Here is a 21,615-nt window from a genome sequence, read left to right on the forward strand (position 1 = left end):
AACTCTTTTAAAACATATGAATTCATGCTATATTCACAGTATTAAAAATGATATCGAAAAACGATATCGGATCACGATATTAACAAGGAGGTGCATCATTGGAAGAGAGGGTAATACGGAAACTATTTCTTGGGTTCATTCAAATTCACATTCTTCACCATGCTTTAGAAGAGCCCATATATGGGACATGGATGGTCGATGAACTGAAAGAACATGGGTACAGCATCAGTTCAGGGACATTATATCCCATACTCCATTCAATGGAGAAAGATGGGCTGTTACTGAAAGAAAATATGAACGTCGACGGCAAAATCAGAAAATATTATTCAACCACTCCTAAAGGAAGAGAGATTTTGATTGAAGCCAGGAACAAAGCATATGAGCTATTTAAAGAAATAAAAGACTGATAAGTGGGTGAATACGTATTGAATACATCAAGAAAAATAAAAACATTACTAGAAATTTTGTTCATTTCTACTAGACTCGGTTTTACTTCTTTTGGCGGTCCTGTTGCCCACCTTGGATATTTTCATGAAGAGTATGTCCGCAGGAGAAAATGGATGGATGAAAGAAGCTATGCCGATCTCGTAGCTCTATGCCAGTTTCTTCCCGGACCGGCTAGCAGTCAGGTTGGAATGGGCGTCGGGATTATGCGGGCGGGCATCCTTGGTGGGATTGTATCCTTTATAGGGTTTACCCTTCCCTCTGTCCTTGTTCTAATTCTATTTGCCCTACTTCTAAAAGGGAATGACATGGCGGATACGGGATGGATACACGGTTTGAAAATTGTAGCAGTGGCAGTGGTCGCTCATGCCATTATTGGGATGGCCGCTAAATTGACTCCTGACTTAAAGAGAAAAACGATTGCCCTCCTTGCCCTGGTGATTATGTTAATTTGGCAAAACGTCATTTCACAAGTTGTTGTGATCTTTCTGTCTGCATTCGTTGGATTCCTGTTATATAAAAACGAGGCAGCAGATGATCAAGTACGAATGAAGTTTCCGATTTCCCGAAAATCTGCGGTGATCTGCTTATCCTCATTCTTCGGGTTGCTGATATTCCTTCCCATTTTGAGAGAAATAAGCTCACTGGAATGGGTAGCACTCTTCGATAGTTTTTATCGATCTGGATCGTTGGTATTTGGGGGTGGACATGTTGTTCTCCCTCTGCTTGAAAGGGAGTTTGTACCGACAGGTTGGTTAACGGAAGAACAGTTTCTGGCAGGTTATGGTGCAGCTCAGGCCGTCCCTGGCCCCCTTTTCACTTTTGCAGCGTATATCGGCTCGGTGATAGACGGGTGGAAAGGCGGATTACTGGCAACCGCTGCAATATTCCTCCCTGCCTTTCTGCTCATCACCGGTACATTGCCTTTCTGGGATTCTCTTAGACGAAATCCCAAGATCAAAGGGGCATTGATGGGAGTTAACGCTGCCGTAATCGGAATCCTGATAGCGGCTTTTTACCACCCTATCTGGACTTCTTCCGTCCTGGGCCCAACTGATTTTGCTTTCGCAGCGATCTTATTCAGCATGTTGGTCTTTTGGAAGCTCCCCCCTTGGATTGTCGTGATTTCTGGTGCTCTTGGTGGTTTTTTGACGGGAATGATTTAAAATATGGGGTATAACGTTTAGATATGTTCTTTTTGAAGGACATGTATACTTATACTGGCAGAACATAGAAATGAGCCGGTTCCTTCCCGGCTCATTCGTGTGTAAAAGGATATTATCTTTTGATAAAGCGATACGCCAAATAGGCAATATATAATGGGGTTGCGATATAAATCAAATAAGGGAATTCTTCGTAAGTACCTTTAAATATCACATATAGTAATGCCCCGATGAATATGGTCACGATCGTACCATATTTAGGCAACGGAACTTCCTTCAAGCTTGGGATTCTAATCCTGCTCACCATAAGAAAGCACATCGCTGTAAAAATGACCGTTGTCACGATATTCGGAATCCAGTTGCCGAATAATGTAAGAATGGCCAGGATCCCACCAGCAGCTGTTATGGGGACCCCCACAAAATAGTGAAGGGACGACTTTGGTGGACTTGTATTGAAGCGTGCGAGGCGGTACGCCCCGAATAGTGGGAAAAGGCCTGCTACAATGAATCCTAATAATCCGAATTGAAAAAAGTATGTATAGTATACAAGAAATGATGGGGCCACACCGAAGGTCACAATATCTGCCAGAGAATCCAGCTCTTTCCCAAGAACACTGTCTGCATTGAGCATCCTTGCAAGCCTTCCATCCATACTATCGAGCATCATGCCTATAATGATTAAGACTGCAGCATTTTTAAATTGTCCACTTGCTGCAAAACCGATGGATAAAAATCCACAATATAAATTCCCCAGAGTCACCATATTCGGGATTTTTTTTGTTAGTTTCATTTTTTTGTCCTCGCTCTGTCAAAGATTCTACTATTACTAGAATACCACTTTATTTTTGCTCATAAGGTCAATCATGAAAAAAATTCAATGAATTCCCTAAAAAAGTACAATTCCAATTTACATTCGTTGAAATTAGACATACTATAAACTAAGAAGAACATTATAAACGTAAAACACAAACAAAATTTCAACATATTTGGTGATTTTATCATGATTAGAAAAAAACTGCGAGAGTTGAAATGCCTTACTTTAAAATTACTGCGCCTTAAGGACAATGCACATAGTATTGCACTGGGGTTCACAGTTGGACTCTTGATTAACTTTGTTCCCTCCTTCGGCATAGGACCCGTTATTTCAACTGCATGTGCAAAAATATTCAAGGGGAACTCATTCGCTGGACTAGTTGGAGGGATTTCTTTAATTTGGGCATTCCCTTTTTTCTTTTACCTGAACCTTGCAATGGGCCATGTAATCTTCCCTTTGGATCACACCAATGATGCGGTTGGAGTTGGCTTGCAAATAGGGAAAGCCTTCTTTACCGGAATGCTCATCAATATCCCTATTTTCGGGACTCTAATCTATTTCATCATGAATTCCGCAGTGAAAAAATACAGAGGAACTATGCTTACTTTTGTACAAAGGAAATGGAATGTGTGAAGGTCTCTTTATCTAAGAGATCTTCACACATGAAGTCTTGAGGTTTCCGTCATAAAGGACCCTTATTTTTGTAAAGCTTCGGCCGACTATCAATTTCCCCTTCCCCCTCAACACAATTAATTGTTTGAAACCATTCCACCTTCTTATCCGTAAATATATGTATCAATAACCTTACGACAGTTGACCATTTTTTCACTATTTCAACTCGCACTTTGATATAATTTAACTAGTGCAAGTCGAGAATGAAAAGAGAAAGAGGAGGATTGAAATGACTGGAACTATAGCAGTAATCATGATTTTTTCCATACCTATCCTCGGTATCATTACAGACCATTTTCAAAAACAATCCAAGTATAAACAAAAAATGCTGGAAGATGAACTGGAGCTTGAAAAATTGAAGCATGAGAATTTCGTCATTGAAACTCAAAAAATGAGGCTTGAATTGGAAAAAATGAACCTTGAGGATCCAAAGGGTAAATCGCATTCTTTATAAAAATGCCACTATGGCGTTTTTATTTGTCTACTTATAAAATACCTCTCCACTAACGCTTAAAAGCGTTACGGAGAAAATGCCCAAGGTAAGTGACATGAACAAGCACTTGGTCAAAATTGGCTGGGGTACAAAGTTTGTCGTTTTATTAATTCCCGGTACTGCATTCTTTGACTTCCAGGCAGATGGAATTCTGCCCATCACTACAGACATCCGAGGAAACGGTTTATTTCAAGGACTACCTTGGAGGATTTCGGTTTGTTAACCGTTGGTCTGAACAAGCCGAGAAAGTGAATCATCCCTTTATTACAATCCAGTACAAACTCATTATAGTAGAAATGACTTCTTGGAATGAGAGTGGATTGACGGATGCACACGTTGATCTTGCAGAAAGGTATGATCGATGGTTCGATGAAATGAATGGATTAAAAGAGACAGTTAGCGTCGTGACTGTCTCTTCTTCATCTCTTAGTCCAGATATTCCTTCGCAAGGGATGAATCAAGGTACCTTGCCATACTGGTCTTCACGTTTTTCATACCGTGTTTTCTATAGAATGCTTCTTTCCCTGTAGTTGAGATCAGCAGGATGCACGATACGTCCTTAAGTTGTTCCAATAAATCCCTCATAATATGACTGGCGATTCCCCTCCGCTGGTAATCCTGGTGGACGACTACATCGTAAATCGTCGCATTGAAAACGCCATCCGACAGTGCTCTTCCCACTCCGACGATGCGCCCATCATAAATAGCGATGGAAACGACATCACTTCTTTGAAATATGGTAGAAATCACTTCATCCGAATGTTTCATCCATCCTACTGACTGGTACACATCTTTGATTTCATGGAGTTTATCCTTTTCAAATTGGTTTAGTATTTTAAGATTCACCAGGTACTCCTCCCACTGCTAACTCTCGCTAGAGTATTTCATCTTCAAAAATTCATAGCTGCTCCCATTTGTGTGTTGAATGAATGTTTCTAGGGGGTGGAACCCTACTATGGTATACACTTTAATCGCACGTTCATTAAAAGTGGCCACGGATAGACTAAATGATCCCGCAGAATACTGGGTTCTTGCAAATTCCGATCCAGCTTCTGTAAATTGCTGTCCCTTCCCCTTTCCAGTGATACTCGGCCTCATTCCCAGTCCGATATCTACAGTTTCATCTTTTAATAGATGAAATGAGTAGAAACCAACCATCTCCCCATCTTGAAATACTGAATAAACTGAGCTACCACGTTGTCTCTCGTCCAAGAATTCTGCTAAGTCATCTTCATCTGCCGACATATCATAAGAGGTATATTTTCCTTCATATTTCCATTTATTCGCAATGTGTTCAGCCTGTTCCCGGGACATGATTTGGAAAGTAAAGCTCATATGAATCTCCCTTATCAAAAAAGTTTAAGGTGTGTTTTATTCCTGAATTCGATTAACATCTCAATCTTTACATTTGCAATTTGGTCTCTTCATGATTAATCAAGGTCCCCCGCTTCTGACCTGAGCAAATTCTTTTCATGATTCCCACCTGCTCAAAGTTAAAGATGTGAACGGGCAGTTTATAGTCCCGTGCTAACAGGAGGGCTGACTGATCCATGACTTTAATATTGTGTTTGACGACATCATCATAATTTAAATTATGATACATCTTCGCTTCTTTATTCCGTTTAGGGTCAGAGGTGAATACACCATCAACTCCTTGTTTCGCTACCAGGATCGCATCACTATTCGTTTCAATCGCCCTTTGTACGCTGGGATAATCCGTCGTAACGAACGGCTGGCCGTTCCCCCCTCCGAATATGACAATATATCCTTTATCCAAATGGTGGACGGCCCTGAGCCGGATATACGGTTCAGCAACTGTTGAGACAGGGATTGACGTCATGACTCTTACTTCTTTATCCGTTTTACTTTTGAGAACACCTCTGAGCATCAAGCTGTTGATGATGGTTCCCAGGGTGCCTATACTGTCAGCCTCTACCCGCTCGATACCCCAAGTATCTGCTAAACTGCCACGAAAGATATTGCCGCCTCCCACCACTAACGAAACTTCTATTCCCATGTCTACAATGGACATGATTTCGTTTGCGATATGCTCAAGCTCTGCTGTTCCAAAGTTATTCCCTTCGTTATCAGCCAATGCGCCACCGCTTAATTTAATTAACACTCTCTTATATCCCATTTACATTCCCCCTCGACATAAAAAAGCTAAAAAGTAAATGATTACTTTTTAGCTCTTGGATAGAAAAGAAGAAATACTGCTGGAATCCGATGCAAAGTGCTCATTTCTTCTCCCCCATTCTTTGTATTCAGAATTTTCCTTCTGTTAGTTTATAGAAAATACAGGGAATGGTCAAGTGGAATTTAGTAACCTCTACCTTTTCAAACATAGAAGTTTTTCCCTCTTGATCCTGTTATATCATCTCGCCATTCAGTTTATGGATCACATCTTTTACTTGAAGTACTCCCAGGTTACCCTCCTTCCTTTTTCGGAGCGCAACCGATTGTTGCTGCATTTCTTTATCTCCTATAACCATCATATAAGGAACTTTCTTCATCTCGGCCTCTCTGATTTTCAATCCCATTTTTTCAACTCGATCGTCTAGTTCAACCCTAAATCCTTCCCTTTCTAATTGAGACTTCACTTTTTGGGCGTATGGAATATGTGCTTCGGAAATTGGAAGAATCTTCACCTGATGCGGAGCTAACCAAAGGGGGAAATCCCCTCCGAAATGTTCAATGATAATGGCCATAAAACGCTCAATCGATCCATAGATAGCGCGATGGATCATAATCGGTCTTTGAACCTGATTATCTTCACCAATATATTCACAATGGAATTTTTCGGGCATCTGAAAATCAAGTTGAACCGTTCCACACTGCCAACTCCTCCCCAGGCAATCCAGAATATGAAAGTCGATCTTCGGTCCGTAGAAGGCTCCATCTCCATGGTTAGTATGATAGTCAACGCCCCTTTCTTCCAATACACCTTCAAGATCCCCTTCGGCTTGATTCCATAGTTCAACTGATCCCATAAAGTCTTCTGGACGAGTTGAGAGCTCAACTTTATATTCGAAACCGAATTTCCCATAGAATTGATCAATGAGATCGAGCACTTTATGCAACTCTGCACGAATTTGATCTTCCCTTACGAAAAGATGAGCATCATCTTGAGTGAAGGAACGAACTCTCAATAACCCGCTTAACGATCCTGATAGCTCATGACGATGCACCAGCCCAAGCTCCCCATAACGGATAGGCAACTCCCGGTAGCTTCGTCTCTTGCTTTTGTAAATTAGCACTGCTCCTGGACAACTCATCGGTTTGATGGCATATTTCTGATCATCCACTTCAGAGAAATACATGTTTTCATGATAATGGTCCCAATGACCTGACTTCTCCCACAAATCCTGTTTCATCATGACCGGTGTCCTGATTTCCTCATAGCCGGCCTTCAGATGCTCCTTCTTCCAAAATTCCTCCAGTTCATTTCGTAACAACATGCCTTTCGGTAAAAAAAAGGGCATTCCAGGAGCCTCCTCCATGGAAATAAATAGTTCAAGCTCCTGACCTAATTTCCTGTGATTTCTCTTTTCTACCTCTGATTGAATGGACATTTATTTTCCTCCTTCTAATTTTTTATATAAAAAAACCGCATTCATCCCTAACCAAGGGACGAATGCGGTCGTGGTACCACCCTAATTCCGAAGTGCTAAAATAGCCCTTCGCTCAAAAGTTGATAACGGTTTTCCCGATTATGGATACTGTAACTTCCCCATAATAGCTCCAAGGTGGTAAACCATTTTACTTTCTTCAGGGTTTGCAGCCTGATGACCCTGTTCTCTGGTAAGAAAGCCAAAATGATTCATGTCCTCTTCTTCGCGCTCTATTCAGTTGAATAATAAAAACCGCACTCATCCCTAACCAAGGGACGAGTGCGGTCGTGGTTCCACCCTAATTTCGAAGTGTAAAATATAACTCTTCGCTTAAGTAAGATAACGGTTTTCCCGATTATGGATACTGTAACTTCCCCATAATAGCTCCGAGGTGGTAAAACATTCATCTCTCTTCAGGGCTCTCAGCCGGCGACCCTGATCTCTGATTTAGAGAAAACTAAATGAATCATGTCCTCTTCTTTGCTTTCATATAGTATATTCAATTCCTGATAAAAGTGTTATTGAAATTATATGGGAGTATTTTCTAACTGTCAAGAGTCATTTTAAACAAAAAAGACCAGAATAATGCCGACTAGTAAAAAGCGGTAAACGGCAAATGGGAGTAACTTGACTTTATTGATAATCTTTAGAAAGAAACGAATCGATAAATAAGCAAAAAGGAACGCACTTATAAATCCGACTAATAAAAACGGCATGAATTCCGCATTAAAATACATCCAATTTTTCAAGAGGGACAGACCACTTGCCCCCAACATAATCGGCACGGCCATGATGAAGGTGAAATCCGACGCAGCCCGATAACTTAATCCGAGGAGCACACCTCCTGAAATCGTTGAACCAGATCTTGAAAAACCGGGCCATAATGACAAACATTGGATCAACCCTATCAATAATGCCTTCTTGTGAGTGATCTCATCGACGGATTCCACCGCTATCGCTTTTGGCCGTAACAGATCTGCAACGATCATAAGGATTGCGCCAATCACTAACCCTGCAAGAACAGTGTTGATTGAAAAAAGATGCTCATCAATATAATCTTCAAATAATAACCCGAGGATTACCGCTGGAAGTAATCCAACCAGTATATGTGTTAGTTTTAAATGGGATGTCCTCTGTGCGTTACGTGAATCCATCCTTAATAAATCTTTGAACCTGTCACGAAATACAATGACTACAGCCAGAATGGATCCAAGTTGAATGACTACCTTAAACGTATTCGCAGGATACTTCCCCAACACTTCTTTCGATTTGATCCAAAGATCATCCACCACGATCATATGGCCTGTGGAAGATACCGGAGCAAACTCCGTCAGTCCTTCTACCATTCCGAGAATAAATGCTTTAAACAATATGACATATTCCATGGGTTTTTTCTCCTCTAGTATAGATCCTGTTATTTTGTTTTACTGCCATGTGGAAAATCCTCATTGAATGTCCATTGTTTACAAGGAACGAAAAAGGAGTCTTTTCTCATAACAATCTAGAATATAGTACTACAACTCGATGTAGTCGACAATAAGAACTTATACACATAAAAAAACACAGAAACAGGTGATAGGCCCGTTCTGCGCTTATCAATATCTTTTATCCGGTCAAATCATGCTGTCCAGTGGTCAATGGATATCTTTCTTCTTGAACCTTCCACCCCTTACCTCAGCGATATCCGCTATGGCTAGAAAAGCGGAAGGATCGTGTTCCGCAACGATGTCTTTCAACTTTGCTTCTTCAAGGCGGGTAATGACACAGAATATGACTTTCTTGTCATCTCCTGAAAAAGCCCCTTCCCCCTTCAAATAGGTAACACCCCTGCCTAACCGGTGCAGGAGGGCATCCCCGATCTCTTCATAATTTTCACTGATGATCCAAACGGATTTAGATTCATCCAACCCTTTTATTGTAATATCAATAATTTTAAAAGCTACATAATATGCCAGTAAAGAATACATGGCTCTATCCCAGCTAAAGACAAAGCCTGCACTGGCTAAAATGAAAAGATTCACAAACATAATGATCTCCCCGACAGAAAAAGGAAGCCTTTTACTGGATAAAATAGCAAGGATTTCTGTCCCGTCGAGAGATCCGCCGTAACGAATGACCATGCCTACTCCTATACCAAGAACGATTCCTCCGAATAATGATGCCAATAGAATGTCTTGAGTAAAAGCAGCAACAGGGTGGAGGAAGGTGGTAGAAATCGATAGAATGACAATGCCATAAAGCGTAGAGAATGCGAAGGTTTTCCCGATTTGTTTATAACCGATGAAGAAAAAGGGGATGTTCAAGATGAAGATAAAAAGTCCGAGCTTAATACCCGTAATATGCGAAAGCATGATTGATACACCGACGATTCCTCCATCGATGACCTGGTTGGGAACAATAAATATCTCAAGGCCGACAGCCATGATAACAGCTCCGATCGTTATCAGGATCGTCCTCTTCACTACTTCTTTCAAGGGGATTTTCTTATGCATGACCTTTACTTGCCGGGGTTCATGTATGATCTGACCTTCCATCACCATTCCTCCTCCTTAAAGATCCATTCACTCCATCTCAGCTGAAAAACGGAAATGCCTAAACTCTTCAATATAATTCACACCGACTATGTATGGCACCCTCCTGACGAACCTTACAAAAATAAGCTTGTATAATGTATATATTCCATCCTCCAAGCTAAAATTCCTTTAAATAGGGAGGGACGGACCTTGAATTTAGCACTCATGTAGCGGGAATGAGATGCTTACATCCCCTCAAACCATGCTTTAACACTACATTTTCTGTTGGGAGGCCTTTAACCACTAACAGCGATTTTGGAGGTCCGTCCCTCATAAGGTAGTAGGATTTGACTAATACGGAAAAATGAAGTATTTTAATTACTTGTATGTTCATGTTTGGATGAGCGTTGGACAGCGTGCTCTTAAGTTAAGTAGATTTGTGGAGGCTTTTCTTTGATTACATTAATCAAATCATTACTGGTCAATATTACGATTTTATTTTCTTTTACTTATAACGCCAATGTATTGTTTCCTTTTAAGGATAAACAAATTAAGGATAAACAAAAGTCCGTATATAAACACAAGATCACCTATGGACTGGTTGCATCATTTGGCGCTCTTTTATGTATGCTGTATCCAATTGAAACCCTTGGGGAGACTCACTTCGATCTGAGAATGATTGCGATATTGATCGTGACGATCTATGCCGGTTTACTATCGGGATCAATCGTTCTCTCTTGCGTCATCATACTCCGCTATTTTATCGGTGGTCCTTACGTAGGCGTGGGGATTGCTGTTTCAGTGCTGGCATTTGTAATCGGTATGCTCTTCCGCAGTATTCTATTGAAAACACAGTTTAAATTAATTGTAAGCACCATGATCTTTATCATTCATGCCATTCTATACATTATCATCATCAACATGTTTATTCCGATATTGCATCTCCCATTTTATATCATTTATTTTACCGTTTTCTACTTTACATTTCTTTCGTTGGTGTTCATCATTGAGCATTTGATCCGAACGAATAAACAAATAGAAGAAATGGTCTACATGGACAAGCTGAATATGATTGGACAGATGGCTGCATCGATAGCCCACGAGATACGCAATCCCCTTGCCACTGTAAGAGGATTCATCCAGCATTTAAGCGAGGATTCAGACGATGACCGGTTAAAGAGATACTCCCCCCTCATCCTGAATGAATTGGATCGAACGAACAAAATCATTACGGATTATCTAAGTGTGGCCAAACCGAACGGCTTTCAATTATCCAGGCTCAACCTTGAAAGTATTATTAGGGACTGTGTGGACTTGTTAAGACCGTTTGCAGCATATTCCAACACATCAATCCATTTCGAGATGGCCGGATCCCATTACATTAAGGGGGATGAGGATCATATGAAGCAGGCAATCATGAATGTCATTAAAAATGGTATTGAATCCATTGAAGATCGAGGCGAAATATCTATTAATCTTAAAGAAGATCCTTTTTCACAATCCATCGTCATGATTATTTCGGATAATGGAAAAGGAATGACCGGAGACCAATTGAAGAAAATAGGTTTACCCTTTTATACGACTAAGACCAAAGGTACGGGACTTGGGAGTATGGTCACAAATAAGCTCATTCGTGAAATGGGTGGAATGATCGAATACGAAAGTGAATTAAATAGAGGAACAGTTGTCAAAATTCGACTGCCTGTTATATCCCAAAAATGATTCCTATAAAGAGCCAGAGCCTTGGATTTTCCAAGGCTCTTTTCTTATGCGCCAGTCTTCGCTTGATTCTACTATACTATGGTACACTTATATTATCTGGATTTTCCAATACTCTCATAGAAAGAAGGAATTAATTGGTGAGCAAAAGAGGAACATTTCTATTTATATTCTCTGTAATCGTAACACTCAGTATTGTCTCGATCCTAAACAAACCGACTGAAGAAGATCTTAAGAAGTGGCTAAAGGAAAAGCATCAGTTCGACTGCAATGAAGACTGTTCCATCGTAGAGCTTGAGCGTGTTCATGGAGACATTACCGAGAGAATAAAATATTCTGATGTAAGAGGGACCTATGCCCCCGGTTTATTCACTCTCCGCATAAAAAGGGAGTATAAAAGTTTAAATGATCCTGGGCAAATGATCACGATCGATGTGATTGGATTTAATGGGAGGTTCTATTCCCTGCAATCTGAGGAAGAGCTTTTATAGGGTTGCTTCTGTTTACATAATTAAATTACAGTTACCAATACTATCCTTCATTAATATTTAAAACAACCCCCCCAGGTCAAACCATAGTGGACAAGGGGGTTTTAAATTACTCCTATTCCAGAAACCTTACTAAATCCCCATACAAAATATCATCTGACATCCTTAATTCCTTTCGAACCGTTTGCTTATATGGCTCACATCGTGATTCACTGACTGATTTCTCACTTCTCGTACTGTAACAAACATTGTCTTGAAAGATATATTCCTTAGTAATGAAATCTCCATCCCGGAATATGACTGGATGATTTTCTTCACGGGTGAACAGACTGTGACCAAACGAAAGGGTATCCTTCGATTTAATTCCCAATAAATGAAGAACGGTTGCCCGAATATCAATCTCTCCTCCAATGGTTTCAATTATTCTACCTTCTTGTCCTGGAACATGGATAATAAGGGGTACCTGCTGAAGCTTGGCGTGATTAACTGGAGTATCCTTTTGATTGAGGAGTTCGAACACACCTTGTTCATATTTTTCGGAAATCCCGTAATGATCACCATATAGGACCACAACCGTATCATCATACAACCCGTTTGCTTTAAGGTCCTCAAATAAAGTCTTAATTGCTTCATCCTCGTATCGCACTGTTGTCACATAACGGTTCACTACATCTTCACTGGTATCCGCCTGGTCAATGAACTGATCAGCTTCTCCCAACAGAAAAGGGAAATGATTCGTCAATGTGATAAGACGGGTATAGAATGGCTTGGGTACCTTCTCGAGAAGGGACGCTGTCTGTTCAAAAAAAGGAATATCCTTTATTCCGTAATTGACCGAGTTATCTTCTGTTACCGAGTAATCCCTCTTGGAGAAATAACGATCGTATCCCAGCGTATTATACATGTATTCACGGTTCCAAAATGTCCGGTCATTACCATGAAATACGGCTGCATAATAATTTTCTTTCTCTTTCAGGAGATGAGGAAGGCTCCTGAAGGTATTATCCGGTTTCCTTACAAAAGCTGATCCACTTGATAAAGGGTATAATCCAGTGTCAATCATAAATTCTGCATCCGATGTTTTCCCTTGTGCCGTCTGGTCATAAATATTGCTGAAGTATAAGCTGTCCTTGATCAGTGAATTTAAAAAAGGCGTAATATCTTCACCATTGATTTGTTGGTTGATAACAAAATTCTGGGTGGATTCCATGCTGACTAAAATCAGATTTTTACCTTCAGCAACTCCAAATAAGTCCGACGGTTTTTTCTTTGAAGATTTTGTATATGCAATGGATGCCTTTGTGTCCGATTTACTTGCTAGAAGATGGGACAATGGGTTTGTTGCTGCAATCCCGATATCATACAGATGGTAATTAAACGGGCCTACATATTTCACCAACTGCTCTCTGTCATATGATTCAGCAAATAAATAAGGGGATTTCACCAATCCAATTACTAAAGTAACCAATAATAAAGATACACTAAAGCCTACGTAGGTGAATTTCCATCTTCGTGACAAATTAACGAAATTCGCCTTCTTTGTCTTGAGTATCCATCCTGCTAATATAAGATCCGATATTAATAGAAGATCCCAGGGACTCATCAATTCAAAGGTACTCGGACCAATACCCCCCACATTTTTAAACTGAAAAAGAATAGGGACCGTTACGAAATCCGAATAAAACCGGAAGTAAAGAAGATCCCCGTACAGTAGACCGGTTGCGATCCCCATGATAAGGACAAGAAGGAGCGGCTTAACCCTTTTAAAGAAGTAAAAGCTGAATCCGATCAGGAGCATTAACGATCCAACGGGGTTGAAAACAAGAAGTAAAAAGTCCGGGAAAGATTCAATATGAAGATTAAAACCGATAAGCGATACGACGATGGTTTTGAACCAAATGGACAGAATTGCAACGCCAAGCAATGGATCTTTATATAATACAGGAAGAAAATCTTTCATCCTGCTCATTGCATTACCTTAGAATCTTTCATTTTATGGAATTCTTTGTTGACTATCACCATTGCATTCAAAACCTTTCTTTCATTATGGAATCCCATAAGCGCTACTTGTACCCAATTTCTGTTGATCAGGTATCCACTTTCATAGCTCAATAAGATGCCATTCTTTTTACAGGCATCCCCGAATTGTCTACTACACTGTTCCCTATTTAGTTCAATCGTAATCACACAGGGTGAATACGATTCACCCTCTAATATTGTGAAACCTCCTTCCTTTAATAACTGCCTTACCTTTCTTGATAGGCTCAGATTTTTTTCATAATCAATTACCCTCATCGATTCTTTAAGGGCACCCAGAAGGTTGGAGGAGTGTGTATATGGAATTCCATTGTTCTCAGCGTACATTCCCACATCCAGGTATCTTGGGATGGACTGATTTGGTTCCAATTCATCACGATGAAAAACAAGGGCCAGTCCCGGATAAGAGCCGAGTGCCTTACCGCTAACCGAAGTGGCAAGATAGACATTATTAAAATCCACCGGAACTGCTCCAACTGAACTGCAAGCATCTATACAGAGTTCTACGTTGTATTTATGGCAAAGGGAAAGGAGTTCCCCAATATCATATAAATATCCCGTAGAGGTTTCACAATGAACCGTCCACAGCCATTTTATCCAAGGATCACGTTGGAGTACGCTTTCAATTTCATTTAATGTGATTTTTTCATTCCATTCCTTTTCAATGGTATAAAAGGATAAATCGAATCGTATTGCATGGTTCATCAACCTCGATCCAAATTCTCCATTTACAAGAATGAGGCCATTTCCAGGAACCCTTTTCAGTTGTGCAGCCACCATATCATTCGCCAAGGTGCCGGTGCCCACTGCAACCTGTACATGATTCGCGTGTGTCATTTCACGTAAGGTCATTCTTACTTCTTCCATTTCTTGCTGAAATGCGCTGCTCCTATGAGATGATGCGTCTATCCTAAATGCTTCTTCAACCTTTTTATGACGAGGTACGGGACCTGGGAGTAGTGAATATGGACGTTCTTCACCCGTCTTCCGTGTCATTAATCGATGAAACGCTTTTGTCGAATTCTCAAAGCTTTCACGAGTCAAATACATAGGCTGAAACTTCGCATGCTCATCACCGACCAGTTCAGCAAACGGACGAAACCCTATACGTTTATATAATTTAAGTTGACGAACGGTACCTGAAATGAGGGCTGTCGTATATCCCATCTCTAAACAATAAGATACCAGGCAGTCACATAATTGATAAAATACCCTCGTACTCCTATACTCTTCCTTTACCGACAAAAGCCTGATTTCACATGGAACGGAATGTAAAGGTAAATACTGATCCAGATCCTCAAGCTTTAGATCTAACGAGAAAGGGCGTACTGACCGAACAGCGATCATTCCGACAACTTCAGTTTCAGCCTTTGCTATCACATATGTATTTTCATCATGGAACCTATCTTTAAGCTTACGGCTATCATTCTTTTTATGCTGTGGGATTTCCTCTACGAAAGTTTGGTAATTTAACGAATATATTTGTTGAAATTCATCCGGATCGCTAGCAATCTTATATTGAAGAGTCAGATTACTCATTATTGTACCTCCTATGCTTAAACTGAATGATGAAAGGATCGATTGTGGAATGCCAGGACAGTCATGAATAGAAGCCCCAATCCTGCTGATAGAATGAATGAATCCTCAATCATAAATGATGAGATCGGTATGGTCCCCATTGAAATGAAGCCCACTAGGGTGTACCTTCTGATAACCAGGTATAAAATACCCATCATGATGGCGAAAATTCCGATACAGAGCGGGCAGAGGAATAAAGCTGTAGCCAAGTATGCGACAACCCCCTTTCCTCCATGAAATCCGAGTTGTACAGGAAACAGATGACCCAACAACACCATAATCGAGCTTAAGATCAGATAGCCTTCTCCCTTTAGTAGGATGGAGGTGATAAGTAATGCCAGAATTACTTTACCTGCATCAATCAGGATTGTCAGTAAGAACCCAATTATGCCTGTCACCCTTCCTGCGTTAGTAGCCCCCACGTTGCCGCTTCCAACCTCCCGGATATCTTTTCCACTGAGTATCTTTACTATATAATAAGCTCCTGTTATACTACCTAGCATATAAGAAAGCACTAGAATTACACTTACTGTCAAACTATGAATCATCTTCCCTGCTCCCTGCATTTCATATATGTTAATAGACGTTTGAATGAAGAAAAAAGTTTCATTAATTTACCTTTCCCTGACTTCGTTTATCCCTCATTAAAAAAAAAGGGGCATAGAGAATGAGAAAAAGAAAAAAGCTGATTGCTTCAAGTGAAATGAGGTACCATGGATATTCCCCCAAGTAGTCGATCGGACTTGTATTGTTAGGTTTATGCATTAGAAACATGTAATTGGCCCCTACCAGTTTATTAACCGTATAGGCTAATACCGCAATTCCATTCAATGTGAAAAATGCCCTGATCACCGAACCGAGAGTCAGACTGTATCCCTCTATCCACACCATGTATAAACAAGCCAATATAATCGTCAAATGTGCCAGGAAAAACTGAAAATACCTGAAGTGAGGAAATCCAAAAAACAACTCTGGAGTAAGAATGGCAATAAATGCACCAGACATACTGGCAAAGAAACTCACTTCAAAGATCCTATAGCTTTTGGTTAACAACATGAAGGTACAGAGATACAAGGATAGGGAACATAATTGGAAAGGAAGATTAATGGTTAAGTCCCAATGATCATAAATGTAATACCACGCCTGAAAAGACACCTCACTCAAGATAAGTAACACAACCAGCAACCATTTAAAAAAACTCTTCAAACTTCCCTGAATTCGATTTCTACTTATATATAAACCCATCATGCATCCCACCGACACAACAATGGCCGCAATATGAGAAACCGAAAACAACTCAAACGGATACTCCCCATACCTGAAATTCAACATCTCACGAAACAAACCCTCACCCCCCCATCAAACTACCATCCTTACTATATTCTCCCAACATCCCTTCAAATCCTTTAAGGGACGGACCTCATTTTCCCAGTTCCCACCCCTTATTTATAGCTACTCTCCACCAATTTCATAGGGACGGACCTCCCCCTTCCTTGATCCTTTATTTGAATATTCCTAAAAGATCACCTATAAAACAGCAAAAAAATCCCATTCCAAGATGAAAATGGGATTCCAGACTATTGAACCTTCCGCAGCGGAAGATCTTGATTATTGAAGATAAAATCCAGGGCTAGGCGGTTGAAATCAGTCGGCTTTTCTACGTTACAAACGTGTCCGCAATCTTCAAGAAGTACTTTCTCGGCAGAGGGATCATCTTTTGTATCTTCATCAAGTGATTTAACGAAAAGATGATCTTCTTTTCCAGATATGTAGAGCTTAGGAATATGTGATGCCCTTTCCTGTACGGAGGCATAAGTAGCTTTAATATAGGGTGTAAGTCGATACCACGCCAGAAAATCCTGCCGCTTCATTCTCTTCGCTTCCCGAATGAACAATTTCCTTGAAATACTATGATTGCTTTTTGGCATCATGACATAAGCGAATAATTTATATAACCACATGAATGGGATCATGTTTTTCACAGCATGACCAATCTGCAACAAGGTGTTTGAGAACAGCGTAAAACGAGTGATGCATCCTCCCAAAACAGCCGATTTCACACGATCCGGATTCTGTTGCATTAAATGATGAATGACCACTGACCCGAGGGATATCCCGATAAAATGGGCCCGTTCAATATTGATCTCATCAAGCACTTCCACGACTTCACGTACAATTAAATCAATCGTAAAAGGTTCATCAAATGATTCAACCCCTGGTGATTTGCCATGACCGGGCAAGTGAATCGTCACTACATTGTAGTTCTTTTTGAAAGTTTCCAATTGTTTACAGAATATCTTTGAGGTCCCCCCTATTCCATGAAGGAAAACTACATATTCTTTGCCGACTCCCTGATGTACGATGTATTCTAGCATCCACTTCTCCTTAAAAACAGCACAACCTACCAAAAGAATAGAATGAATCATGGAAATGAATCAATGGCCGTTGTATCGAACATAACGGTTTTTGCACACTTGCACAATTCAACCAACACTCTTGAAGCCTTACCTTAATGTATCTTTATTCTATCCTACATAAAGGCTCTTTGTCATATAGAATCTAAAGAAATTCCGAACTTTTTGTGATATCAGAGGTTTACTATCCATTTATTGGATTGCACTCTTTTCTTTCAAAACTTCAAAAGATTATCTTATAGTATAAAAAGCCGATAATCCCGCTGAAAATTTATACCTAACGAAGTTTTTTAATCTATTCTTCAAAACATCCTCATTAAGCACTGTAAAGATTGCTACTAAAAATACAAAAAACATTTTTGAATACATCATTCTCCTCCTACTATTTTAATCATTTAAGTTGCCCCAACCATGCTCCTGGGGAGGCTTCTCCATCCAGCCCCTTTCCACCAATAATTTCAGACCGTCCGAACCATATTTCATGATTTCAGTCACAAATAACGTGTAATGGATGGCGAGATCCTTTCTAGTGGACATCGTAATCGCATGGCAGAGTGTCGAAAGACCGACTGTATTCGACGAAGATATAAAAAATAGCATCAATTTCTCCGAAAAAGGAGCTTTCGTGGAAGAAGTGAGTTCCATTGAAACAGGATATGTTGGAAAGGCATCGTCTTTCATAAGCACATGGTTAAACGTCGTAATCTGCCTCTCACTCAGCTTCTTTCCTTTTTTTAAATATTCTTTTACTTCTTTGTCTTTAGAGGTTTGTATAAACCCTTTTAATAGGATGATGCCTATGCAATTACGCTCAATCACAAAGAATAGTTCACTCAGTTCGAGTGCATTGAGGGGTCTTCTTTCTCCCAGCCAGCTTTCCATCAGAGTGGGCTGGTGAGAAATATACTCACTGGACCGGGGATAGTTGATTTTGGGGGGACGGTCATATACCCCCTTTATTAACATCAGTTGCAGAGCTTGTTTGTATAGAGAGAGTGATCTTGTCAGGCACTTTTCGAAGAAATCATAAATATCAGAGCGGGCAACAGTTCCTACAATCAATGTGAAGTGACTATTCGTAACCTGTAAGCCCCTATACACAAAACTTAGTGCAAATAGATCCGTATACAAAGGAGGGGCAGATGTATCTACATCTTTTTCTGTGAAGCCGTTGGGAATTGGAAAGCCTTCAGATAGAAAGATGCTCCTGATTTTCTCCATCGTTTCTAGATTGATTCCCAAATTTTCCTCAATTAAGGATTTAATTCCCTCGTCATTCAGGTATGTAAGAAAATGAGTATAGAAGCAATTCATTGCCGAGCACTTAATATATGTCGTCCATAAAGCGGAGATTTCTGCAGTTGTCATTCTGATTTCATGGTCCTCCATCTTAAGACTCCTTTTCTTTTTATTATAGTGTTTTCCTTATGTTGTGAATTATTCTTCAATCTTTGGACCCTCGTCTATCGACTCAGCTGTCATATTCCATTAATGAAATGTTCACAACAACTTTGCAAACTTGAGGATTTCCTTTCACATTCAATTTATATCCTTGTTATGAGGTTTTAAAAGAAAGGAGACTGTAAAATGAAAACACTCGTAAAAAGGGTTTGTTTATCTGCAGCTATAATAGGGATAGGGGTTTCTTCCGTCCAACCTGTATTTGCCGATACAAGGCACCCCTCAATGAATGACAACAAAATAATAAACATAGCACATAGAGGAGGTTCGGGCTATGCTCCGGAGCACACTCTTCCATCCTATGAAGTAGGTGATGAATTGGGAGGAGACTACATAGAGCTTGACCTACAAATGACAAAAGACGGTGAATTGATCGCGATGCATGATGAAACACTCGACCGTACAACGGATGGAACCGGTCTCGTAAAAGATTATACACTTGAGGAAATAAAAGCTTTGGATGCAGGCTCCTGGTTCAATGACATGTATCCTGATAAAGCTAATTCTGAATATGAAGGACTAAAGGTACAAACACTTGAAGAAATCATTCAACATTTCGGTGAAAACAAGCGTTACTACATTGAAACAAAATCACCTGAAGTATATCCGGGTATGGAGAAAAAATTACTGAAAATATTAGATGAGTACAACCTGACAAGGCAAAATGGCCCTTCAAGTAAAGTGATCATTCAGTCTTTCAGTGAAGCAAGTCTCCATAAAATTCATGACATGAATGAGGACATCCCCCTTGTTCAGTTAATTGATTATAAGACCGATGCTACCATCACAGACAGAGAGCTTAATCATTATGAGGAATATGCGGTGGGTCTGGGAATGAGCTTCAAGAAAATCGATGAAGAATATGTTGATAAAGTCCGAGATCATGACCTTCTTATTCACCCTTATACTGTCCTGGAAAAAGAAGATATGAAAAGGTTGATTGATTGGGGTGTGACGGGAATGTTCACCAACTATCCCGATCGGCTCCAAGAAGTATTGAAAGAAATGAAAAAGAAATAATTCCTATTGAAAAGAGCTGCCTTAACCGGCAGCTCACTCTTTATGATCCTCGCTTATATTCATATTTAACGAAAAATGGAAGGAAAAGTGAAATAACAAACGCCATTAACACGATAAGGCCGAATGTAACCGGTTTGGACAATCCTTGCTGTGGTGCAACCAGTAAGCCAAATACCACCGCCGGAACCAGAATGAGAAACGAAACGATGAATTTTGAAACAAAATTAATCGTATGCCTTTTTCCACACTGACTGCATTCAATTGGTCTGTACGACCTCCAAATCGAAAATAATAACTCTTTCCATCCAAATTGATTGTTGCATATATTACACTTCTGCAAAACACTTCCCCCTAGGTGTGACGACTCTTTTTCTCTAGTTTATCATCTTCAGTATAAGTCGAATAGATAAAATTCGAGGTACGTCCCTCTTGACTCTGAAAAATAGGCAACAAATGCCCGTCTACTATAAAGTCCATCATCAAAGAAGGATCCTAAAAGGTGCACCCTTTGCATTTGAGGGACGGACCTTCCATTCAATAATTCCCCAGACGTGTGAGTCTCCCTTTAATATCAAGGTTGATCATGACGTCCACTATCCTAGTCCCGACATACTGGCATACAATGGCATATAAAATGATGCTAAAATCGATGACGAATCCCGTCAGCAGGAGGACACCTCCATTAATAATGAATAACGTTCTCCCAGGGGTATAGCCTCTCAAGCTAGAAATGATAAGAGCTAATATGTCCATTCCCCCTGAAGAAGCCCCCATTCTAAAAAGAGTCCCGACCCCGATCCCAAAAAGGATGCTTCCAATCAGAAGGTCCACTAGTAGAAAAGAAACTGTACCTGTGATTAGTGAACCTGACACGTCAACCACTCCGGAGGTGACAGTAACGCAATACATGGTCCACAGGGCGCTTTCCTTTCCCAGCCATTTCACCGCTGCCCCCAATAAACATACATTCAGCACCCATAGGGTAACGGCAAAAGGAATATGAAGTACGTAATTACATAAAACACTCAGACTTGCCGCACCACCCGATGGGATGAAGTGGGGGAATAAAAACACAGCCATGGCTAAGCCTTGTATACTTGATGCCAATCCCAATATAGCAGCTTTCCTCAAAATTTCCATATGTATTTTGCACCCTATTCTGTAAACGACTCTAATCAATAGTCTAGT

At 40.2% G+C, this 21,615-nt stretch carries 23 protein-coding genes and 2 other annotated features; of the genes, 8 read left to right on the plus strand and 15 right to left on the minus strand.

What is annotated here, in order from left to right:
• Positions 1-98 precede the first annotated feature (98 nt).
• Together JI667_RS03905 and JI667_RS03910 are read left to right on the plus strand one after the other, a co-directional pair.
• The gene (locus JI667_RS03905; RefSeq protein ID WP_206850775.1) at positions 99-407 is read left to right on the plus strand and encodes a PadR family transcriptional regulator; all 309 of its coding nucleotides are present in this window, start codon (positions 99-101) and stop codon (positions 405-407) included.
• A gap of 18 nt (positions 408-425) precedes the next feature.
• Positions 426-1,610 (plus strand): chromate transporter, encoded by a 1,185-nt coding sequence (locus JI667_RS03910; protein ID WP_211201192.1) that lies wholly within the window; start codon positions 426-428, stop codon positions 1,608-1,610.
• 112 nt (positions 1,611-1,722) lie between these two features.
• Here JI667_RS03910 and pssA read toward each other — a convergent pair whose 3' ends face one another.
• A complete protein-coding gene (gene pssA, locus JI667_RS03915; RefSeq protein WP_206850776.1) occupies positions 1,723-2,397 on the minus strand; it encodes a CDP-diacylglycerol--serine O-phosphatidyltransferase in 675 nt (224 codons plus the stop codon).
• Between the two features lie 210 nt (positions 2,398-2,607).
• Here pssA and JI667_RS03920 point away from each other — a divergent pair, with 210 nt between their 5' ends.
• From JI667_RS03920 to JI667_RS03930, 3 genes are all read left to right on the plus strand, one after another.
• Positions 2,608-3,054: a DUF2062 domain-containing protein gene (locus JI667_RS03920; protein ID WP_206850777.1), complete on the plus strand. Its 447-nt coding sequence runs from the start codon at positions 2,608-2,610 to the stop codon at positions 3,052-3,054.
• A gap of 268 nt (positions 3,055-3,322) precedes the next feature.
• Positions 3,323-3,547: a hypothetical protein gene (locus JI667_RS03925; protein WP_206850778.1), complete on the plus strand. Its 225-nt coding sequence runs from the start codon at positions 3,323-3,325 to the stop codon at positions 3,545-3,547.
• Positions 3,548-3,729: 182 nt separating this feature from the next.
• Complete coding sequence (locus JI667_RS03930) at positions 3,730-4,116, plus strand: 4a-hydroxytetrahydrobiopterin dehydratase (protein ID WP_206851152.1); 387 nt, start codon at positions 3,730-3,732, stop codon at positions 4,114-4,116.
• Here the strand turns inward: JI667_RS03930 and JI667_RS03935 are convergent.
• The 6 genes from JI667_RS03935 to JI667_RS03960 all read right to left on the minus strand — a co-directional run bounded on the left by JI667_RS03935 (position 4,013) and on the right by JI667_RS03960 (position 9,689).
• Positions 4,013-4,432: a GNAT family N-acetyltransferase gene (locus JI667_RS03935; RefSeq protein ID WP_206850779.1), complete on the minus strand. Its 420-nt coding sequence runs from the start codon at positions 4,430-4,432 to the stop codon at positions 4,013-4,015. The two genes, JI667_RS03930 and JI667_RS03935, sit on opposite strands and share 104 nt — an antisense overlap.
• Positions 4,433-4,450: 18 nt before the next feature.
• Entirely contained in the window at positions 4,451-4,921 is a 471-nt protein-coding gene (locus JI667_RS03940; RefSeq protein WP_206850780.1) for a GNAT family N-acetyltransferase, read from the minus strand.
• Between the two features lie 67 nt (positions 4,922-4,988).
• Entirely contained in the window at positions 4,989-5,723 is a 735-nt protein-coding gene (gene pyrH, locus JI667_RS03945) for a UMP kinase (protein ID WP_206850781.1), read from the minus strand.
• 232 nt (positions 5,724-5,955) lie between these two features.
• Positions 5,956-7,158, minus strand: a complete 1,203-nt coding sequence (thrS, locus tag JI667_RS03950; RefSeq protein WP_206850783.1) for a threonine--tRNA ligase — start codon at positions 7,156-7,158, stop codon at positions 5,956-5,958.
• 51 nt (positions 7,159-7,209) lie between these two features.
• Positions 7,210-7,430 (minus strand) — a binding site (T-box leader).
• Between the two features lie 35 nt (positions 7,431-7,465).
• Positions 7,466-7,687, minus strand: a binding site (T-box leader).
• A 73-nt stretch (positions 7,688-7,760) separates the two neighbouring features.
• Entirely contained in the window at positions 7,761-8,582 is an 822-nt protein-coding gene (locus JI667_RS03955; protein WP_206850784.1) for an undecaprenyl-diphosphate phosphatase, read from the minus strand.
• Between the two features lie 249 nt (positions 8,583-8,831).
• On the minus strand, positions 8,832-9,689 hold the full coding sequence (locus JI667_RS03960) for a YitT family protein (RefSeq protein WP_414635221.1): 858 nt from the start codon (positions 9,687-9,689) through the stop codon (positions 8,832-8,834).
• 474 nt (positions 9,690-10,163) lie between these two features.
• Here JI667_RS03960 and JI667_RS03965 point away from each other — a divergent pair, with 474 nt between their 5' ends.
• Both JI667_RS03965 and JI667_RS03970 read left to right on the plus strand, forming a co-directional pair.
• Positions 10,164-11,432: an ATP-binding protein gene (locus tag JI667_RS03965; RefSeq protein ID WP_206850786.1), complete on the plus strand. Its 1,269-nt coding sequence runs from the start codon at positions 10,164-10,166 to the stop codon at positions 11,430-11,432.
• Positions 11,433-11,569: 137 nt separating this feature from the next.
• Positions 11,570-11,920, plus strand: a complete 351-nt coding sequence (locus JI667_RS03970) for a hypothetical protein (RefSeq protein ID WP_206850787.1) — start codon at positions 11,570-11,572, stop codon at positions 11,918-11,920.
• A gap of 112 nt (positions 11,921-12,032) precedes the next feature.
• Here the strand turns inward: JI667_RS03970 and JI667_RS03975 are convergent, their stop codons facing one another.
• The 6 genes from JI667_RS03975 to JI667_RS04000 all read right to left on the minus strand — a co-directional run bounded on the left by JI667_RS03975 (position 12,033) and on the right by JI667_RS04000 (position 19,335).
• Entirely contained in the window at positions 12,033-13,877 is a 1,845-nt protein-coding gene (locus JI667_RS03975; RefSeq protein ID WP_244668194.1) for an LTA synthase family protein, read from the minus strand.
• Between the two features lie 5 nt (positions 13,878-13,882).
• Positions 13,883-15,493 carry an aminotransferase class V-fold PLP-dependent enzyme gene (locus tag JI667_RS03980; protein WP_206850789.1) on the minus strand — a complete coding sequence of 537 codons (1,611 nt, stop codon included), beginning with the start codon at positions 15,491-15,493 and terminating at the stop codon, positions 13,883-13,885.
• A 17-nt stretch (positions 15,494-15,510) separates the two neighbouring features.
• Positions 15,511-16,080: a glycerol-3-phosphate acyltransferase gene (locus JI667_RS03985; protein WP_206850790.1), complete on the minus strand. Its 570-nt coding sequence runs from the start codon at positions 16,078-16,080 to the stop codon at positions 15,511-15,513.
• A gap of 61 nt (positions 16,081-16,141) precedes the next feature.
• Positions 16,142-16,876: a TIGR02206 family membrane protein gene (locus JI667_RS03990; RefSeq protein WP_244668195.1), complete on the minus strand. Its 735-nt coding sequence runs from the start codon at positions 16,874-16,876 to the stop codon at positions 16,142-16,144.
• Positions 16,877-17,109: 233 nt separating this feature from the next.
• Positions 17,110-17,907, minus strand: coding sequence for an alpha/beta fold hydrolase (locus JI667_RS03995; protein WP_206850792.1), 798 nt, complete (start codon positions 17,905-17,907; stop codon positions 17,110-17,112).
• Between the two features lie 426 nt (positions 17,908-18,333).
• The gene (locus JI667_RS04000) at positions 18,334-19,335 is read right to left on the minus strand and encodes a DUF3231 family protein (protein WP_206850794.1); all 1,002 of its coding nucleotides are present in this window, start codon (positions 19,333-19,335) and stop codon (positions 18,334-18,336) included.
• A gap of 198 nt (positions 19,336-19,533) precedes the next feature.
• On the opposite strand from JI667_RS04000, the gene JI667_RS04005 reads away from it, so the two are divergent.
• Entirely contained in the window at positions 19,534-20,427 is an 894-nt protein-coding gene (locus JI667_RS04005) for a glycerophosphodiester phosphodiesterase (protein WP_206850796.1), read from the plus strand.
• 40 nt (positions 20,428-20,467) lie between these two features.
• Here JI667_RS04005 and JI667_RS04010 read toward each other — a convergent pair whose 3' ends face one another.
• Both JI667_RS04010 and JI667_RS04015 read right to left on the minus strand, forming a co-directional pair.
• Positions 20,468-20,767 (minus strand): TIGR04104 family putative zinc finger protein, encoded by a 300-nt coding sequence (locus tag JI667_RS04010; protein ID WP_206850798.1) that lies wholly within the window; start codon positions 20,765-20,767, stop codon positions 20,468-20,470.
• Between the two features lie 194 nt (positions 20,768-20,961).
• Positions 20,962-21,567, minus strand: a complete 606-nt coding sequence (locus JI667_RS04015) for a YitT family protein (protein WP_206850800.1) — start codon at positions 21,565-21,567, stop codon at positions 20,962-20,964.
• Between the last annotated feature and the right edge of the window lie 48 nt (positions 21,568-21,615).

The sequence above is a fragment of the Bacillus sp. NTK074B genome (assembly GCF_017303375.1).
In the GTDB taxonomy this organism is placed as follows: domain Bacteria; phylum Bacillota; class Bacilli; order Bacillales; family Bacillaceae_B; genus Rossellomorea.

Excerpts from the sequence above, each read along its gene's own strand:
- JI667_RS03925 (WP_206850778.1), top strand. The coding sequence starts at position 3,323 with ATGACTGGAACTATAGCAGTAATCATGATTTTTTCCATACCTATCCTC.
- JI667_RS03940 (WP_206850780.1), bottom strand. The coding sequence starts at position 4,921 with ATGAGCTTTACTTTCCAAATCATGTCCCGGGAACAGGCTGAACACATT.
- pssA (WP_206850776.1), bottom strand. The coding sequence starts at position 2,397 with ATGAAACTAACAAAAAAAATCCCGAATATGGTGACTCTGGGGAATTTA.
- JI667_RS03980 (WP_206850789.1), bottom strand. The coding sequence starts at position 15,493 with ATGAGTAATCTGACTCTTCAATATAAGATTGCTAGCGATCCGGATGAA.
- JI667_RS03975 (WP_244668194.1), bottom strand. The coding sequence starts at position 13,877 with ATGAAAGATTTTCTTCCTGTATTATATAAAGATCCATTGCTTGGCGTT.
- JI667_RS04005 (WP_206850796.1), top strand. The coding sequence starts at position 19,534 with ATGAAAACACTCGTAAAAAGGGTTTGTTTATCTGCAGCTATAATAGGG.
- JI667_RS04015 (WP_206850800.1), bottom strand. The coding sequence starts at position 21,567 with ATGGAAATTTTGAGGAAAGCTGCTATATTGGGATTGGCATCAAGTATA.
- JI667_RS03920 (WP_206850777.1), top strand. The coding sequence starts at position 2,608 with ATGATTAGAAAAAAACTGCGAGAGTTGAAATGCCTTACTTTAAAATTA.
- JI667_RS03985 (WP_206850790.1), bottom strand. The coding sequence starts at position 16,080 with ATGATTCATAGTTTGACAGTAAGTGTAATTCTAGTGCTTTCTTATATG.
- JI667_RS03960 (WP_414635221.1), bottom strand. The coding sequence starts at position 9,689 with ATGCATAAGAAAATCCCCTTGAAAGAAGTAGTGAAGAGGACGATCCTG.
- JI667_RS03995 (WP_206850792.1), bottom strand. The coding sequence starts at position 17,907 with ATGCTAGAATACATCGTACATCAGGGAGTCGGCAAAGAATATGTAGTT.
- pyrH (WP_206850781.1), bottom strand. The coding sequence starts at position 5,723 with ATGGGATATAAGAGAGTGTTAATTAAATTAAGCGGTGGCGCATTGGCT.
- JI667_RS03930 (WP_206851152.1), top strand. The coding sequence starts at position 3,730 with ATGGAATTCTGCCCATCACTACAGACATCCGAGGAAACGGTTTATTTC.
- JI667_RS04000 (WP_206850794.1), bottom strand. The coding sequence starts at position 19,335 with ATGGAGGACCATGAAATCAGAATGACAACTGCAGAAATCTCCGCTTTA.
- JI667_RS03955 (WP_206850784.1), bottom strand. The coding sequence starts at position 8,582 with ATGGAATATGTCATATTGTTTAAAGCATTTATTCTCGGAATGGTAGAA.
- thrS (WP_206850783.1), bottom strand. The coding sequence starts at position 7,158 with ATGTCCATTCAATCAGAGGTAGAAAAGAGAAATCACAGGAAATTAGGT.